The sequence below is a fragment of the Methylomicrobium lacus genome (assembly GCF_041897535.1).
Taxonomy (GTDB): Bacteria; Pseudomonadota; Gammaproteobacteria; order Methylococcales; family Methylomonadaceae; genus Methylomicrobium; species Methylomicrobium lacus_A.
On record NZ_CP169217.1, the window covers coordinates 2,045,367 to 2,063,792 of the forward strand.

Below are 18,426 nucleotides of genomic sequence, written 5' to 3' on the forward strand. Positions count from 1 at the left end.
CCATCCGCTGCGGAGCGAAACTCGGGCCGTTTGCTTTATTGCCCGTCTCCAGACAGGATGTCGACGACCTGATGTGCGGTCCGCAAGGCGCCCTCGATAAACCCCTGATAGTCCGAAAAAGCCTCGCCGCAAATATGAACGTTTAAAGGGCCATGCCGTTCCAGCGCAAAAGCCGCAACCTTATCCTGCACATTCCAGGACAGCACTCCGGGCTTCCACAGGTGACAGGCAGCGCCGTAAGGTTCTATCCCCCAATGCCGAATACCATAGCTTAGAATGCGCTTCGGATCGATATTCATGAAGCGCGCGAAAGCTTGCGGCAGTTCCTTGTCTCCGTCGATTTCGGCCCGCGTTTCGTAGCCCTTGCGCAGATATTGACTCCAGAAATTCAGATACGGCCGGTCGGCATACACCATGATCAAGCCCTTGCCGTCACGTCGTTGATAATGCAGCTCACGTGCCGGCAGACGCCTCAGGTCCAGATGCGGAATATCCTCCTCCCACCACGGGTCTTCGACGACGAAGAAACATTTGAGCAAGGGAATGTCCAATACCGAACCGAACAGAGCACGGATACTCGGCGGCATGCCGTCGATGCGCGACAGGCTGTGTTCCGGCAGCGCCAACACGACATGTTTCGCAAGACACGCCTGCCCTTCGGCAAAATGCAGCCGAATTCGCTCCCGGTCATAGGCTTCCAACGATACGAGCACGCGGGCCGAGTGAATCTCTGTACCGCGCATCCGTAGCCTATCCAGCATCGCATCGGTCAACGCGTTCATGCCATGGCGTATCGTCTTTAGATTCGGGCTCATTTGCAGCATCTTGATCCAGGTGATCATCCAGGCCGCGGCGCCCGGATTTTCATGGATGAAATGAAAAAAACTGCCTTCCTCGACGAGGTAGCGCAGCGCGTTGTGACTGACCACCTTGCCCAGGAGGTTCCACAAACCCTGCGCCGATAGCGGATGGCCAAAGAAAACGCCTTCGCGCCGTATCGTTTCCAACTGCGCCTCGCTCAACGCCATCATCTCGTCTTCGGGCATGCCCAATACCCGCTGGATCGCGAGCTTGAACAGATCGAGGGTGGACAGGCCGCGCTCGGCTTCGTCTAGGCGGTAATCGCAATGAAGCGGCTGATCCGGGGGACTCGAATACTCAGGAAAGGGCTGCGTCTCGACATTCAATTCATTGATTAGCCCGCCCAAGCGGAACTGCCTGACCGGATCGAAACGCATCGCCCCGTACTCCGCATCGAAGCCATGCAGGGAAAAGGTCTCCAGCTTGCCGCCGAAGCGATGGCTGCCTTCGAACAATGCCACGCTGCCATCGCGCGGCGCATGCAGCGCGCAATACAGGCCGGCCACCCCGCCGCCCACCACGGCCACATCGAATTCTGGCGTTTGCATGGTCTCTCCTTAATCCGGGGCACGGAACAAATGCGCCGCGCCCTGCATCGTATAGAAAGGCCGCTTGGCTTGGCCTAAAGCGGTCTCCGCTTGCATGATGGATCGGATCGATACGGTCGAGTTCCCTCATTCTTCGATATTTTAAAAATTCAGGGTGTTTTAAGGGCGAGCATACCCAGTTTTGAAAAATATGATAGATTAGCGCCGATAATAACCCCAACGCATAAGGCTAAATCGATGGATGCAAAATCCTATGACAGGAGAAAAAAAAGGTTCTGGCTGCAATCCGCAGTCTGGTACGTGTTCTTAGCACTCATGACCTATTACTTTTCCGAATTCATGCTGTTTTATCTGCTTTGCGGCATCTATGATGTAAGCCGGAACCGAAATATCGATTTGAGGATGCTGCAGCGGTATTTTTTGGGCAACGGCGTGCCAACTTGGGCGCTAGCCCCCTTCAATATCTTGATGGATCTGCTGACACTCCCCTATGTCAATAAGAAAATCTATCGGCTGCATGATCTTCCGGCGGATTGTCAGCAGGAAATCGAGCATATTTTGGCGGCGGCCAAGTCGGAAAACATTGTAGATCAGCTGGCTAACCGAGTTGAGAACGTAAAAAGAGGGATGCTGTTTTTTAAATGGTATGGAATCAATCTTCAGAATTCTGTCAGCGTTCCCGCATTTCATCAGGATTATAAATACATTAAAACGATCGGCGTCTCCATCTTTAATAAAAAAGAGTCCACCGATGAGCATTTTGGGCCGCTCCGGGCCACCTTAAGAGTGCTCTACAACATCAATGACGTGAAGGACAGAGCGTCGTATATCAAAGTCAGAACACAGGAAAACCATTGGTGTGACAATAAATTGTTTATTTTTGACGATACGTTATCGCATCAATCCTTTAATCAAACCGATGCGCCGCGTTACTGTCTGTTTGTGGACATAGTCAGGCCGAGTCGCTGCCATTTTTTATTGGATAAAGTGGTGGATTTACTCGGGAACATACTGCAAACATCAAAATTTATCTTTTACGGCAGCTGGGTGCCGTTAAAGTAGTTTGACCTTCAAACGCGGATTGAAAACCTGGATTCGGCCGGAGAATTGGCGAAACCGAACCGTAAGAACAATTTGAATGGACAGGTCTAGATTTATAAGGCATAAATCGTAGACCTGTCCCAATATTGTGCCCCGCCTTCAACCTCCAGGTAGCGATTGACCCTGCGGGCTCGAATATTCAGAACTATTTGAGGTTGATGTGGCGTTAAGAGGGGGAATCGCATTCGGAGAACTGATCGCCAGTACCCAACACACTGGCAAGACAAGATTTCGCGCCTTGCGGAACCTGATCAGGATCAATCAGCTTCATCTTGATACCGGGACCGGATGTGCCAAGAATTTGCTTATTCGCCGCCGATTGCGATCGATCAAAATAAATGGTGCTGCCATCAACAGGGGTAAGCAAATTGACGGTCTTAACATCTCCAGATTTTGTCAAACTTGTTTTTAAATACAATGCGCCGGCAAAACTGATGCCTTTAGTTGGAGAAGCCGCGAGTTGTCCTTCTTCTGGCAAGCTAAACCCATCTCCCGGGTTCAGCGAGGTCGATACAAAAATAACGCTTCCATCGTTGTATTCGAAACTTTGGATGTCTCCCGGGGAGGTATAATTTTTGAATTTCCCTTCGCTATCTTCACAAATGGCAATCAGTGAATACCGTCGCTTACCTGCGCCCTGCCATTTCAGAGCCGAGTAGCAGGTGTCCTTGCCGCTATCGAAGTGAATTGGGCTATTATTGAAGACTGCCGAAGGTGACTCCCCTTCCGTAAGCTCAATGCCATGATTTTTTTAATCGTCGTTTTAATCTGCGTATTAAACCAGAATCCGTCCAATTCACCTTCCGCATAGGTTGGTAAACTGATGGCTGCCGCAGATGCAAATAGCATGGATGCCCGAAAAAGTTTCTTTTTCATACTCACCACCCTTAATTTATTTTTAATATAATTTTCAACGCTTCTAACATATAAACAGAATAATCTACATGCTAGGCTGATCATTCTAACACGCACCAATATCTATTCTTGCAGAAAAAACCTAAAGTTTTTAGGTCAATGTTTTAAATAGCCCATCCAATCTAAAACATCCGCCGTGAATTATCTTGTCCACTGGTGAAGATATCCAGAATGCCCATCGATAGGGTTGCAGCGCATAGCACATTGACGGCAAGCCAATGTCCTCTTTACGCGCCGTCAGCAACTGGTTTTCCTTCATCCGGATCAGATAAATCGATCATCTTTCATCATAATGAAACAAACCGTGCTTATAGTGACGTGTCGATAGGGGCTGTGCCGCCGAAATCATCCTGTTTGACCGTACCAATGAACCAGATGCCTTACAAGGGATTCATTCGCCCCCACCACTCCAAACTCCATACGCTGGCCCGGACGATCGATCTTTCCTTGATTATGGCCGCATTGTATGTGTCGTTAACAGTCTATGACGTTCCGCTCGATCGCGAATACTTGTCGCCTTGTCTGATAGGCTCCGCGCTGTTTATTTTTTTCGCCGAAAACAATGGGCTGTATCACGGCTGGCGAGGCTCGCCGATGTTTGACGAAGCGGTGCACATCCTGATCTCGTGGCTCGGCGCTTTTACTTTATTGATCAGCGGCCTCTACCTTTACAACCCGAACTACAGCTATTCGATTGAGGTAATGGAGCTCTGGCTGCCGCTCGCGCCGTTTAGCATCATCCTGCTGCACACAATACAGCGCGGCTGTTTGTCCTATCTCAGAACCCACGGCTTCAACACCCGGACCTACGCAATATTCGGCGCGACTCCTTTGGGTCTCAGACTCAAAACCGGTTTATCGGAAATGCCCTGGCTGGGTTATGAACTTATCGGTTTTTTCGATGACCGCGCAGAAAGCGAAGACCGTCGCCTCGGCCCCGATCAGATCGGTGAATTGGCTGGCGGATTTGAAGACATGCTTGAAAAAGCCAAAAATGGCGAGATCGATCATATCTACATCACCCTGCCCTTGCGCGCGGAAAAGCGTATCAGCCTGTACGTTCAACAACTGGCCGACAGCACCGTCTCGGTCAATATCGTCCCCGATTTTTTTACCTTTAACCTGATTCAGTCTAAGTGGACCAATGTACAGGGGATACCGGTCGTCAGCGTTTTCGACACGCCGTTCGATGCGCTCGACGGCGCCGCTAAGCGGATCGAGGACCTGGTGTTGTGCATGATCATCCTGCCGATCATCGCGCTGCCGATGCTACTGATCGCGATCGCGATCAAACTGACCTCTCCCGGCCCGGTGATCTTCAAGCAGTATCGCTATGGCATCAAAGGCGAACAAATCGAAGTGTGGAAATTCCGTTCGATGACCGTCTGCGAAAACGGTGACAGCATCAAACAGGCGATGCCAAACGACAAGCGCATTACGCCGCTCGGCGCCTTTCTGCGCCGAACCTCGCTGGACGAACTGCCGCAATTCATCAACGTGGTGCAAGGCGCTATGTCGGTGGTTGGGCCGCGTCCTCACGCGATAGCGCACAACGAATATTACCGCAAACAGATTCAAGGCTACATGCTGCGCCATAAAGTCAAACCGGGCATTACCGGCCAGGCGCAGATCAACGGCTGCCGCGGCGAAACGGACACGCTCGATAAAATGGAAGCCCGCATCCATCACGACCTGGAATACATCAAACAATGGTCGCTGTGGCTGGATATCAAGATCGTCTTTCTGACCGTACTCAAAGGCTTTGTCAGCAAGCAGGCTTATTGAGATGAATGCAGTCCAACATACGCACACCCAAAATAGACCGGCTCTCATGGTCGGCCTTCTGGCTGCCAGCTTTGTTTATCGAATCGTCCGGGACATCAGCAGCGATCATGCATGACGTACAGGGACTCGGCAAAGTAGCATACTTTTTTGCCTTTGGAGTATCGGTTTTGCTGCCTTGCACCCTGTCGTTCCAACATCGCCCCAAGGCTGAGGTTTCGCCCAAATATTGATATGTCAAAGATAAAAAAACTTGTATCTGGTGTTGGCTGGGGAACATTTTCAACCATTTCAATAACAGGCTTCCAAATTGTATTCATGGCTGTGATGGCACGATTGCTTGATCCAGTCGACTTTGGCCTTGTTGCTATTGCCAACGTCAGCCTGCGTTTTTTTAGCTATTTTGCCCAAATGGGTATCGCTCCGGCAATAATCCAGAAACCCAAATTGGAAGAGGGTGACATTGCTGCCGCTCTTACCGTGTCACTCGGTATCTCTAGCTTATTCTTGGGGCTTGCCCAGGTTACAGCGCCACTATTCGAGATTTTTTTTCAAATGACTGGTCTTTGCTCAGTCATCCGCGTTCTATCGCTCAACTTTATTATTGGCGGATTTTCCGCAGTGTCGGTTGGCCTTATGCAAAGAAACACTGCTTTCCGCGCATTGTCCATGGTCGAAGTCATTTCGTATATATCCGGCTACGGCATTGTAGGGCTTGGTGCGGCTTTCCATGAGTTTGGCGTATGGGCGCTAGTCGCCGCATTTATGACCCAAACGACACTGACTGCCCTACTCAGCTACGCGGTAATTCGTCACCCATTGAGTTTTAGGCATTCCGCCGAGCAACGACGCCATTTTTTCAGTTATGGTGGACGATACTCGGTCATCGGCTTTATTGAATTCTTGACTTCAAATCTGGATGCGCTAGTTCTTGGCAAGATTCTTGGTGCAGCGCCTGCTGGTTATTACAATCGTGCGCTTTTACTTGCCAATCTTCCGGTACAACAACCAGCGAATATTTTAACCAAAGCGCTGTTTCCGATCATGAGTTCTATCGGAGATCAACATGACAAGCAAATTATCAGTCTACAGCTCAGTACACTCCTTGTTGGCAGTTATGCCTTTGCCGTGGGAGCGGGTATTTGCATTGCTGCCCCGGATATAGTAACAGTACTGTTAGGTAGAAAATGGCTGGACACAATACCGATTCTGGAAATGCTGGCTTGGTCGGTTGGGCCGCTTTATGTCTCCCATGTCGCCGGCGTAACGCTAGACTCAATGAACAAACTAAGCATCAAACTGCGTATCCAGCTGAGCATGTTGATATTACTTATTGCCCTACTGTTATTAGTTGCACCAAGCGGTAGAGCATTGGACATTGCCGTAGCGGTGGTTGCTACGGAATGGGTGCGAGTATTCATTATGGCAGTAAGGCTGCCCCAACTACTGCGTATATCCGTCAAAGAAGTGGCACTCATAACACTTTGTATAGCAATAGTGGCTATATCAAGCGGCCTGATGATTTTGATGATTTCCGAATTAATTGGCCAAAATTTCAACAGCATGGCCAGATTATGCGCAGAAATATTGGCAGGGGCAACAGGGCTTCTGCTCGGATTTCTAATCGCGAGTTACGTTGCCGTTCGTTTACCGGCAATTCGCTTCCTAATAGTACGAGCGCCAATTTTCTCCAAATTACTTCCAAAATTGGCTTAATTACATAGAGGTATTCAATGCGTTGGTTTTATGTGCCGAATGAAAGCACGGAAGGCGATCAAATCGGTCCCCGCATGGCGTTTGAAAAGCTATATCGGGAAGGCGTTTTTTCAGCCTACATGGCCTACTCTTATTTGGTGCGACAAAAGGTCTTAGGGAATCATCAAGACGCATTGAATGAATTTCTTGAAGCGGCCCGAAACTTTGCGCCTGATATTATATTTATTCAGCATCCTGGTAACGGTTACCCGATGGATCGCGAATATTTGCAACGGCTGAAAAGCATGCCAGGTAATCCCAAGCTTGTGTTGTATGAAGAAGATCCATTTGGTCACTTTGTCAAGCGCATGGATGACACAATAATGGCAGTACTCGCCGAATCTGACATTTGCTTTCTTGGCGGGACGGGCTATCTTGCTGAAATGGCGCATAAAGCTGGCGCTAAAAAAGTGCGCTATGCCCCTCATTCTTATGACTGCCAACGCTTTGGTACATCATGGCAGCCGACACTGACTCGACGTTTTGACGTTGTCATGATCGCCAACCTTACGTGTCTCAAACGTATTCCGTGGCTATATGTGCCTGGAGGTCGTAGCCGCAAACATACTGCTCAAGCTTTTTACAGACATCTTGGTGACCGTTTCGGACTGTACGGTGTAGGGCAAGGTTGGACAGGTGAACCCTATTGCAGAGGCAAAATTGCTTTCGATAAACAGGGGGAGGTAATACGGGACGCATGGATGAGCGTGAACTGGGGACACTACGACGAAATCGCCATGTATTCCTCGGATCGACTACCGATTAGTTTGGCATGTGGCGTTCCCCATATCACAAATTACCAACCCGGCTATGAACATGTTTTCGCCAACATACCGGGGCTATTCATCATCAAAAGTCCGCAAGAAGCGCTTGATGTCGCCCTTTACATCCTGAGTCTGACCGTCGAGCGGCGCAATGAACTCGGTTTTCAGGCCGCCGAATATGCCCGTGATCAACTTGAGAGTACTGTAGTCTACGGCAACATAGTTTCAGTTATTCGCGAGCAGTTATTTAATAATCAAGCCCCCCTACCTAAACAGAATCGCCAATAAGATTGCACATCGACATTGCCGACTTATTTGCAAACGACTCAATCGGCATGTCACTCTTGATGATATGCTTCCAAACAATGAATATATGACATATCCACCAACCACTAATTTCACTATTGGCCTCATGGGACCCATTGAAACCGCCTCATTTAAAGATATTTTACCACCACCAGGAAACCAGCCTTATCCCAAAGGGCTAGGCGGCAGCCCGGTCAATTTAATGGCTCGGGAACTGCACCTGCGCGGCTACAACCTGATCCTATTTTCGCTGGATCCCTCCGTTGACACAGAAATTACCATCAAGAGCGAACGACTAACAATCCATTTCGGACCTTACAGGCCTAAACACGCTAGGGATTTTTTTGCTGTGGAAATTAAATGGCTGACGCAGGCCGTCCTCAAACAACCGCCCGACATTCTTCATGCTCACTGGACTAACGAATTTGCTCTAGCCGCGCAGGCGACTGGATTGCCGCATTTGGTAACTGCGCACGATGCGCCATTTAACATATTAAGGCTTAACTTCATTCCTTATCGTATTGCCTGCACCTTGATGTCGTGCAAAGCAATATGGAACGCGCGTTATCTTTCCGTTGTTTCACCGTATGTGGCCGATCATTTGAAAAAATTTATGTTTTATCGTCGGCCAACCAGAGTGATTAGCAATGGCATGCCAGAGTCTATTTTCAACCGCATCAGAACTGCGAAACCAGCTGATGCCCCCCTCACCTTTGCCACAATTTTAGTCGGATGGTCTGGGCTCAAAAATGGTGAAGCAGCCATTCAGGCTTTTGCTTTACTGCACAATACCTTACCTGATTGCCGCTTGATCATGTTTGGAGCAGGACACGGTGCCAACGAACCGGCTGAACAGTGGGCAAAAACCCAAGGTTTACAGGAAGGTATCGAATTCGTAGGCCAGTTGCCTTACGAGCAACTGATCCAGCGCCTAAGCGATGAGGTGGACATTATTATTCACCCATCTTTGGAGGAATCTCAAGGAATGGCGTTGATCGAGCCCATGGCCATGGGAATTCCTGTCATTGCTGGTCAAGATAGTGGTGCAGTTCCTTGGACAGTTGATAATGGAAAGGCGGGCATATTGGTCGATATAACCCAACCAAAACAAATTGCCAACGCTATGTTGAAATTGGCTAATGATAGCACGGAGCGCCAGCGCATCGGACAAGCCGGTTTAATGAATGCCAAGAAACGCTTCCATATTAGGGTGGTCACCGATGCCTATTTGCAGGCCTATCAGGACATATTGCAGGAAAATTGGACATGAAAGTTTTGCATATCCTCTCCGAATTGAATCCTTCGGGCGGGGAATCCATGCTCTATGCAGCGGGGCCGCTATTAAAAGATTTCGACATAAGCGGTGAAATTTTATCAACCGGAAATCAGGTTGGGCCTTACGCCGGACAATTAGCAAGCGCTGGTTACACTATTCATCATATAGCCTTCAAAAAAAGCCCATGGTTTTTCTGGAAGGTATTCAAACTGCTGAATGGCAATAATTACGATGTCATACATCTGCATACAGAACAAGCCAACTTCTGGTATGGGATACTCACTTTGCTGACTGCCAAGCGCTGCATAAGAACCATACACAGCACTTTTGATTTTACCGGTTTTTTGTGCTGGAGGCGCAAATGGCAGCGCCTGTTGCTTGATCTCCTGGGAATTACCCACATCTCAATTTCCCAATCGGTTCAGGATATCGAGTACAAACATTACAGCTTGCAGACGCCAGTTATTCAAAACTGGTACAACAGCCTGCGCTTCCAACTCACTACACCGCAGCAACGCGCACAAGCCAGAGCCGATTTAAAACTGGCATCGGACAGTTTCGTTCTGCTAACGATAGGCAATTGTTCGCCAATTAAAAACCATACGGCGTTAATAAAGGCTTTGGCGGAGAATAATCAACATAACTGGGTTTATCTTCATATTGGCATTGAAAAAGACAGCACTGAGCGCGACCTGTCAGCCGAATTGGGTGTTGCTGAGCGTATCCGCTTTTACGGGCTGCAAACCGACATCCTGCCATTTTTACAGGCTGCCGATCTGTTTGTAATGCCTTCTACTCATGAGGGATTTGGAGTTTCAGCGGTTGAAGCCATTGCCACTGGCTTACCGGCCTTGTTGACTAATGTCCCCGGCCTTGCTGACTTTAAATCGGTATTTCAAGGCTTATTTTATTGCGAGCCGAATCCAGAGTCCATTGCAAGCGCATTAACAGGAATTATTGCCCTAAACCAAAAACAATTACTGCAACAATGCGCAAAAAATCAGACCATTGCCGAGCAACTTTTCGGTGTTCAGCGTGGTTTTTCCAGCTACGTTGATTTTTACAAAAAACGGCACCCTTAAGACATGAAATTTCTGACCTCATCGATTTTGTTCACTATCAAATGAAGCCCCTGTTAATCTCCTTCTATCACGAGATGATTTTATGAGCCAAACGTTTAATCTCAGAGGCCTAACAATCATTGTATTCTCCATGTATATTTTTTGGGGGTCATTTGGTGTAGACATAACATTGCATCCTGCCGCAGAACGGATTCCTTTGCATAGGGTTTTTATGTTACTCACAGCTTTAATTATATTATCAAATGCGCACCAGGTGTTTGTTGCATGCCTAAAAAACAAAATGGTAATAACTTTATTATTATATGTATTACTCACAGCCTTATGGGCGGGCAACCCTTCGGTCGTTTACAAAAATTTTCTATTTCTCTCTTCTTTACTATTCATTTCAATAATGACGGCATTGGCATTTGCTGACAAGAAGGTGTTTCTAATCAGATGGCTATTTTGGTTATTTTTATTAATGACATTAGCAAGCATCATTACCGCCTTTTATTTTCCACAAATTGGCATTAACACCACCACCTTTGGTGTGCCCCGATGGATAGGCATTACAGCGCATCCTAATGGCTTAGGTGTGCAGGCATTAGCATTGATATGGCTATCATCAAACCTATACTTCTTATCTGAAAGCAAACCTGAAAAAAAACTAATATTTTTTGCACTCATAGCGGCATTTTTTACCATCATTCAAGCTGACAGCATGACTAGCTTGATTACATCAGTGATCATAACAAGTTATGTATGTTATTACTACTTATTCAGGCAACTAAGCTTACCCATCAAATTTCTTCTATTTACTATTTTCTTATTGAGTTTTTTATTTATAGTCGCTAGTTATATAAGTTCATCTGAGTTGACGACCACTACATTAAAATCAACGGGAAGAGATGCAACTTTTACAGGCCGCACTGTATTATGGGAAAAAGCCCTCACCTCAGCAGCCGATCAAATAATTTTTGGTTATGGCTTTGATAACCTTGAACAAATGACAAAGAAGCATCATCTTGAAATGTCACACTTACACAATGGATATATTCAAGTCTTGGTTCAAGGCGGAATGATTGCGACTCTACTGCTGGTTGTTATTTTCATAAAAACATTCTTTAGTCATTTCAGAATAAGATCAACACATAAGTATGATTTTATTTTTTTACATACGGGACTTATTTTGGTTTTACTTCATAATATTACCGAGTCATCAATGCTATTAGGCCTAAGCGTTTTGAACATATTTACAATTTTTATTATTGCTTCAACAAGTTTAATTGCAAATAACAAAGATAAAGTCTCACTGACAAGTCAATAATTATGCATATTTGGATTTGCATCCCTGTCTTTAATCGAATTGAATTTACCTTGCAATGTTTAGCCACACTGAAAGCTCAAATATTTCATGACTTTACAGTAATAGTTTGCGATCACGGCTCGACAGACGGAACTAGTACAGAGATTCATCAGCAATTTCCCGATGTGGTCGTCATTAGTGCAGAAAACTCATTGTGGTGGACAGGAGCTATGAATTTATGTGTTCGCTATGTACTTGAGCATGCAACAGAGAGCGACACACTGTTAACCTTAAATAACGACACCGAATTGCCGCCGGATTATTTGCAGCAACTGGTTAGTTGTAGTGAAAGATTTCAGGATTCTATTATTACATCGGTCATTCATGACATCAAAACCGGTGCACCGCATGAAATTGGCTATCGACAAAACTGGTTTCTGGCAACATCCAGGCCGGTTAACTTTGAGAATCATCATGTTATAAACAACAGTGATGTCATTGAAATAACTCATGCCTCTGGTAGAGGCACTTTATTTCCCATTGCGGTATTTAGAAAAATTGGTTTATTTGATGAAAAGCGTCTACCACATTATGCCGCAGATTATGATTTTTCATTTAGGGCAGTTCGTGCCGGTTTCAAAATTTATGTCAGCAGACACTCTCGGGTACTTTCTTATGTTGAAGAAACCGGATTGTACAAAGTTCTATCTAACTTTTCTATTAATGGTTTTCTAGATTATTTCACTGGAATGCGTTCACCTGCAAATTTAAAGTCGAGGTTTTGGCTTGGCTGGAACAATTGCCCCAAAAAGATTTTACCCCTCTATATGACGATCGATTTTGTTCGCATTACCGGCAGTTATTTTAAACACTTTGTCATTCGTAACTGACTTTCCGCTTTTATGAAAAAGATTCATCTCAGACCAACCTGTCTGATAATGACGAATTTGCAAACAGTAACATCAAATTTACCTTAAATTTATAATGACCATCACAAGCCGATCCGCTCGAAAGCGAGTATTTTCATATTTAAATACCGTCGTGTCGGACATCTGCTGCCCAATCTGCGGATTTTCCGACGGTAGGCTCCTTTATACCGTAACCTCTGCCGAAGCCGCCCAACATTTCGTTTTAAAAGAAGTCAATCAAGCACGCCACAACAAGCTTGCCGATCACATCACTCATTTGTGGGGGCAAACAACTTGTGATGTGGTTAGCTGTAATTGTTGTCATTTTATTTTCTCCAGACCTTATGTCGCGGGCGATTCAACCTTTTACACGCTTGCATATGAACGTACCGGCTATCCCGCATGGAAATGGGAGTATCAAAAATCGGCAGATGCAATCTCGGAAATTGTGTCTCGATCTCCCCGGCATCCGCTTAGACTCATTGAAATCGGAGCAGGAAACGGCGCATTTGTCAAAAGCATTGCTCCCGACATTATTCCCAAAGAAAACATTCTATGTTTTGAATTCTCCGAGTACGGACGGAATAAAATCGTGGAATACGGCATCAAGTGTCAAAGCGACGATATTCGGTCCATCAACTCTTCAAATCATCCTGGTCAGTTCGATTTAATCTGTATGTTTCAGGTACTGGAACACATGGATCGGCTGGATGTTCTATTCAAGACACTTAACTCTCTCAGTAAATTCGATTCTCATCTATTTATATCGGTGCCCAATGCCGAACAGATCGAATTCAATGAAACCCACGGATGTTTGCTCGATATGCCGCCAAACCATATCGGGCGATGGAATCTTCACGGCTTTGAACAAATTGCGGTGGCTTTTGGGTGGACACTCGCGGAATTCCGGATAGAGCCGCTCAACGTCAAAGATGCGCTAAAGCAGCAGATTGCCTATCGATATTTAAAAATTAGCCAGGATTCTTCAACTTGGGCAAACAAAATTGAATGTATAAATTCAGACAAAGTTCGCCGAATATTACGTATTGTTTGCGCAGGGGTTTATTCTCTTACAAGCGTAAAAATACTGTTCAAAGCTATCTCTGATAAAAATCGGGGGGATTCTCAATGGATACATCTCATTAAAACCGGGTAGTTCGTGCAACTGTTTTATCGTTTCCCGATGTTCGGGTGCCCAATGATGGGGCGGTATCGAGCAATCGAAAATCCGTTGAAATATTGAAGCATGGAAATATCAGGGATGAAAAAATTGTTCGACCCGGCTTTGAATAGCCTTAACCGACTTAAATAAAATCATGTCTGCTATTAAGACGAGAAATATTCGGCGTATTGTGATTGTTACCAATATACCAACACCCTATCGAATACCGATTTATCAAAAATTGGCGACAAAGTTCGGGTACGATCACTTTCATGTGATTTTCTGCTCCGAGAAAGAGGATAACCGCGAATGGGTCGTGGAACAGGACCATTTCGCGTATACCTTTCTTAAAAGAAACTATATAAGCTGGAAAGGCCGTTATATTCATTACAATCTTGATGTTCTAAAAGTACTGTGCCAATTGGATCCCGATGTCGTCATAACCACCGGCTTTAACCCCACCCAACTTCTGGCTTTCGGCTATACGGTTTTTTATAAAAAAGTGCATCTACCCACGACAGACGGCACTTACGAGTCCGAACAAATACTATCGGGATTACATCGCCTTGTGCGGCGCATCGTCTACGGTTATTCAAATGCATTTCTGGGAGCAAGTTTGGGCTCGTTGCGGCTGTATAAAAGCTACGGCATTAGCCAGGAGCGATTTTTCCAGTCACATCTTTGCGCAGATAATGCTGCTTTTACGCCATTTTTAGGCGGTAATCGCGATTTCGATTTAATGTTTTCCGGACGCTTTGCGCCGGAGAAAAACCCCTTGTTTGCACTTGATGTCGCGGTGGGTGTAGCAAAAGTCTTAAACCGTAAAATCTCGATTTTAATGTTAGGATCAGGACAGTTGTTTGAGCAGGTTCGCGACTATGCAGATACCCTTCGTCCTCATGTAACCGCTTCATTTCCTGGCTTTATGCAACAAGCTGAGTTGCCAAAGCAATATAGTTCAGCAAAGCTGTTTCTATTTCCTTCGTCCTGGGATCCGTGGGGCGTAGTGGCTAATGAAGCGTGTGCCGCAGGTCAAGCGATTATTGTCAGCCCTCATGCAGGCGTGGCTAACGAATTGGTTTGTGATGGGCAAAATGGCTATGTCTTGGAGCTTGATTTGGCGTTATGGGTTAACCATACCGCTGATTTACTGAGTAACAAAGCGTTACTTGAACGGTTCTCGAAGGAAAGCGCGATGAAAGTCCAAGCATATAATTATGATGCCGCAGCCCAAGGGATCGTGGATGCTGTATTGGCAAGCCAAGACCCATCATGAAAATCCTGTTTGTCCATAACCGTTATCAGCAAGCCGGCGGCGAAGATAATGTGGTTGCCGCCGAAGCCAAGCTACTTACCGAGCACAACCATGGTGTGGAATTATGGAGCGTAGATAATTCTGACCTGCCAAGAGGGTTGCACGGAAAAATCAAAACCGCTCTGGCAACCCGTTATTCACCTGCCAGCCGGGTAGTTGCCCGCGACAAGTTGCACCGCTTTAGGCCTGACATAGTACACGTCCATAATTTTTTCCCACAAATCAGTCCGTCGATTTACGATGCGTGTCTGGATGAAGGCGTGCCGGTGGTGCAGACCCTGCACAATTACCGACTGATTTGTCCGGGCGCGATGCTGATACGGCAAGGCAAAATTTGCGAGCAATGTATTTCCGGATCGCCCTATCAGGCGGCCTGGCACGGTTGCTATCGGGGATCAAGGCTGGGTAGCCTGGTAGTGGCGCAGATGGTAGCGCAGCATCGCAGGCAAGGCACTTGGCAGCATAAGGTGAACCGTTTTATTGCGCTGACCGATTTTGCCAAGAGTAAATTCGTCGAGGCCGGATTCCCGGCCGATAAGATCGCGGTTAAGGCCAATTTTGTTCATGATCCTTTGCAAGGCTCTCCCCGTACTCTTCGCGCAGTTGCCGGTTTTGCGTTATTTGTTGGCCGCATTAGCGAGGAAAAAGGCATCAAGACCTTGCTGCAAGCCTGGTCGTCAATGGACGATCAAACCATGTTAAAGGTGGCGGGAGCAGGCCCACTTGAGGCTTGGCTGCCTGGCAAAACCAATGTAGCCGCATTAGGCCGGCAAAATCCAGACGAAATCAGCCGATTGATGCAGCAGGCCGCTTTTCTGGTGCTACCTTCCGAATGGTACGAGGGCTTTCCGTTGGTGTTGGTCGAGGCTTTCGCCCATGGGTTGCCGGTTCTCGCATCAAGACTGGGCAGCATGGCCGACATTATCAAGGACGGCGAAACCGGCTTGCTGTTTACACCGGGCGACGCCGCCGATTTAGCTGGCAAAGCGAAATGGCTGCTGGAAAACCCGAAACAAGCACAAAAACTTGGAGAAAATGCCCGACGCACTTTTCTTGCAAAATATACGGCGGAACGGAATTATGCCGAGCTGATGGCAATTTATGAAAATACCAGGCGGCAGTGGATATTGTAGTTTTTTGGAAAATTTCCCATTATCGAATTAACCCTATATCCTCCGGTAACGGCATAAAGCCAATATCCTTGACCGGCGAGTCTGGGCAGATTGTCATCCTTTTGTCACTAATGGTCACGCAAGGGTCGGCCACAATACTACCTTTTTCAATTCCTTGTGAGACCCATTGTGACCAAGGTGCCCCACCCACAGGCATGTTCAATTCCTCTACCTTATAATCGACAGCAAGTTTACCCGTAGTGGACCAAATCAAATTATTCGCAATCACCGTGGAGTTTTTAGGTACAAAATAGCGCAACGATCCTCCCTCTGGTTTGCTGGTAACGATAACATTGCGCTCTATTCTATTCCCTTCCGGCCACGTTTTATTATGCATCGGAATAGCCAACTCCGGATATTTCTGCCGCCATAAGGTGGTTTTATAGGGTGAGGCATCGAGATTTTTTTGGTTTACGTTCCAATCATAAGTCGGCCAGCGATCATCTAACAAAATGGCATAGTCATTGGTGCTAAAGTAATTATTGTAGATTTTATTGTCGCGTCCGCCCCCCACTTGAAGCCCCATAGATCCGGCATTTTCAAAAATGTTGCCGCTGACATCAAAACCACTGGCGCCATCGTCCAGGTAAACGCCAACAGCAACAGCAGGCGATTGATAGACCACTTGGTTTTTTTCCACGCCCACGCGCTGCATACCGTAGCCGATGATGTCATGAATGTAGTTGTTACGAATGACATTACCGCGCCATGACCAATCACGCCCTGTGTAAACAGCCCCGCAATCCGAGGCCTGCAAACAAAAATGATGCAGCTCGTTTTTCTCAAGCAAATGTTCGTTGCCGGTCAGCAGAATGGCGGTCCCCGCTCCCTGCTCCAACAAATTATGCGAAACCGTAACCCCGACGCCGTTAATTTCAACGCCCGCCGAGTAAGTCAATATCGTCGTACCCATGTGATGGATATGGTTATTATAAATTACATGTCCGGACGTTTTCAGCGACTTACTGTCGCCGCCTGTAACAATGACGCCATGCGCGCCGGTGTGATGAATTTCGCTGTTGCGCAACTCGACATTTTGGCCATCTATAATTTCTATTCCGATACCGCCAATGTTGTTTACATTGAGTTGGTCCATCATCAAATCATGGCCATTTTTTATTGTGATTGCAGTACCCGTACTGTATTGAAAACGGATATTTTTGAAGGCAAGGTTCTTCGCACCATCGGCGACTAAAATATTGGGCAGGGAAGACAGCGTGACCGTTTCGGGAACCAAACCCTCGGGGGGAATGAAGGTTACGATATTGGCCTCCCGATCGTAAGCCCATTCGCCAGGCGCGTTCAATAGCGAGGGCAGATTTTGGATATAAAAACGCCGGCCGCTTTTGAGCGTGTAACTGGTCGGCTCCGAAACTTTAATCGTATTAGCCGTCCGATCGATCGCATCAATCCCAAGGTATTGGTCATACCAGTCATTGCCCGCGAAAATATGCACTTGCGCGGCTTTAACATCGCCGTCGATCGCGGGCAATGTCTCCATGGTTGAAAATTGCGTTTTATCGTCGACCGGCTTTTTGATATGCGCCCAATCCCGGTCTGGCCAGCGAGCCAATTGCAGTTTTTGCTCGTTGACGAATAGTTCAAAGGCCGGTGCATTCCCCTTTATCCTGTCCGTATTAAAAAATGCGCCCACCTCGGGCCGTTTGGTCAGCGGACAATCCCAAAACTTGGCATCACGCCTTTTACAAATCACAGGCAAACCGGCATTTATCGTCGCTTTCTCGCCTTGCCACCGTATTTCCCTGCCCGGCAATCCGGAATCCATCAAATCAAAATTCAGCGGGCGGCTGAGCACATAGCTGCCGGGGGCAATATTGACGCTAACGTCCTCAGTGAAGGCATGTCTTCGCTTTAAGACCCTGATCGCTTGCTTGGCTCGCTCGATAGATTTGAACGGGCCGTCGGTTCGCTCTGCATTCGGCTGTTTTAAAGCGCCTGACCAGGCATCGTTACCCGTGGGATTTACATAATATTCTGCCGCCGTGGCCCCGTGAGCTAAACACAATCCGGCAAAAAGGTAAATACTGACACACTGATTCATGATGATTTCATCCTGATTGCGACTTTGTTGTGACTGCTTATCTTCGGGAAAGATTGCAAGACGAATATCATCCCTTAAACCTCGAGAACAAGACAAGTGATTTAAGGGCATGTCACGAAAATGTTATGAATC

The 18,426-nt window shown here is 46.8% G+C and carries 14 protein-coding genes; 11 read left to right on the top strand and 3 right to left on the bottom strand.

Annotated elements, in window-relative coordinates:
• Nucleotides 1-35 precede the first annotated feature (35 nt).
• On the bottom strand, nt 36-1,409 hold the full coding sequence (locus ACEPPP_RS08990) for a flavin monoamine oxidase family protein (RefSeq protein WP_374090739.1): 1,374 nt from the start codon (nt 1,407-1,409) through the stop codon (nt 36-38).
• Nucleotides 1,410-1,646: 237 nt separating this feature from the next.
• Between ACEPPP_RS08990 and ACEPPP_RS08995 the strand changes: the two genes are divergently transcribed.
• Entirely contained in the window at nt 1,647-2,471 is an 825-nt protein-coding gene (locus tag ACEPPP_RS08995; RefSeq protein WP_374090740.1) for an aspartyl/asparaginyl beta-hydroxylase domain-containing protein, read from the top strand.
• 205 nt (nt 2,472-2,676) lie between these two features.
• On the opposite strand, the gene ACEPPP_RS09000 is transcribed toward ACEPPP_RS08995, so the two are convergent.
• The gene (locus ACEPPP_RS09000; RefSeq protein WP_374090741.1) at nt 2,677-2,988 is read right to left on the bottom strand and encodes a hypothetical protein; all 312 of its coding nucleotides are present in this window, start codon (nt 2,986-2,988) and stop codon (nt 2,677-2,679) included.
• A gap of 803 nt (nt 2,989-3,791) precedes the next feature.
• Between ACEPPP_RS09000 and ACEPPP_RS09005 the strand changes: the two genes are divergently transcribed.
• From ACEPPP_RS09005 to ACEPPP_RS09050, 10 genes are all read left to right on the top strand, one after another.
• Nucleotides 3,792-5,210, top strand: coding sequence for an undecaprenyl-phosphate glucose phosphotransferase (locus ACEPPP_RS09005; RefSeq protein ID WP_374090742.1), 1,419 nt, complete (start codon nt 3,792-3,794; stop codon nt 5,208-5,210).
• Between the two features lie 231 nt (nt 5,211-5,441).
• Complete coding sequence (locus tag ACEPPP_RS09010; RefSeq protein WP_374090744.1) at nt 5,442-6,923, top strand: lipopolysaccharide biosynthesis protein; 1,482 nt, start codon at nt 5,442-5,444, stop codon at nt 6,921-6,923.
• Between the two features lie 17 nt (nt 6,924-6,940).
• Nucleotides 6,941-8,014 (top strand): hypothetical protein, encoded by a 1,074-nt coding sequence (locus ACEPPP_RS09015; RefSeq protein WP_374090746.1) that lies wholly within the window; start codon nt 6,941-6,943, stop codon nt 8,012-8,014.
• A gap of 64 nt (nt 8,015-8,078) precedes the next feature.
• Entirely contained in the window at nt 8,079-9,302 is a 1,224-nt protein-coding gene (locus ACEPPP_RS09020; RefSeq protein ID WP_374090747.1) for a glycosyltransferase family 4 protein, read from the top strand.
• Nucleotides 9,299-10,390, top strand: coding sequence for a glycosyltransferase (locus tag ACEPPP_RS09025; protein WP_374090748.1), 1,092 nt, complete (start codon nt 9,299-9,301; stop codon nt 10,388-10,390). The genes ACEPPP_RS09020 and ACEPPP_RS09025 overlap by 4 nt, the downstream gene beginning before the upstream one ends.
• 82 nt (nt 10,391-10,472) lie before the next feature.
• Nucleotides 10,473-11,696: an O-antigen ligase family protein gene (locus tag ACEPPP_RS09030; protein WP_374090749.1), complete on the top strand. Its 1,224-nt coding sequence runs from the start codon at nt 10,473-10,475 to the stop codon at nt 11,694-11,696.
• 2 nt (nt 11,697-11,698) lie between these two features.
• Nucleotides 11,699-12,565, top strand: a complete 867-nt coding sequence (locus tag ACEPPP_RS09035; RefSeq protein WP_374090750.1) for a glycosyltransferase family 2 protein — start codon at nt 11,699-11,701, stop codon at nt 12,563-12,565.
• A gap of 94 nt (nt 12,566-12,659) precedes the next feature.
• On the top strand, nt 12,660-13,739 hold the full coding sequence (locus ACEPPP_RS09040; RefSeq protein WP_374090751.1) for a class I SAM-dependent methyltransferase: 1,080 nt from the start codon (nt 12,660-12,662) through the stop codon (nt 13,737-13,739).
• A 160-nt stretch (nt 13,740-13,899) separates the two neighbouring features.
• Nucleotides 13,900-15,021, top strand: coding sequence for a glycosyltransferase family 4 protein (locus tag ACEPPP_RS09045; protein ID WP_374090752.1), 1,122 nt, complete (start codon nt 13,900-13,902; stop codon nt 15,019-15,021).
• A 50-nt stretch (nt 15,022-15,071) separates the two neighbouring features.
• The gene (locus tag ACEPPP_RS09050) at nt 15,072-16,193 is read left to right on the top strand and encodes a glycosyltransferase (RefSeq protein WP_374090753.1); all 1,122 of its coding nucleotides are present in this window, start codon (nt 15,072-15,074) and stop codon (nt 16,191-16,193) included.
• Between the two features lie 19 nt (nt 16,194-16,212).
• Here the strand turns inward: ACEPPP_RS09050 and ACEPPP_RS09055 are convergent, their stop codons facing one another.
• The gene (locus ACEPPP_RS09055) at nt 16,213-18,405 is read right to left on the bottom strand and encodes a right-handed parallel beta-helix repeat-containing protein (RefSeq protein WP_374090754.1); all 2,193 of its coding nucleotides are present in this window, start codon (nt 18,403-18,405) and stop codon (nt 16,213-16,215) included.
• Nucleotides 18,406-18,426 lie beyond the last annotated feature (21 nt).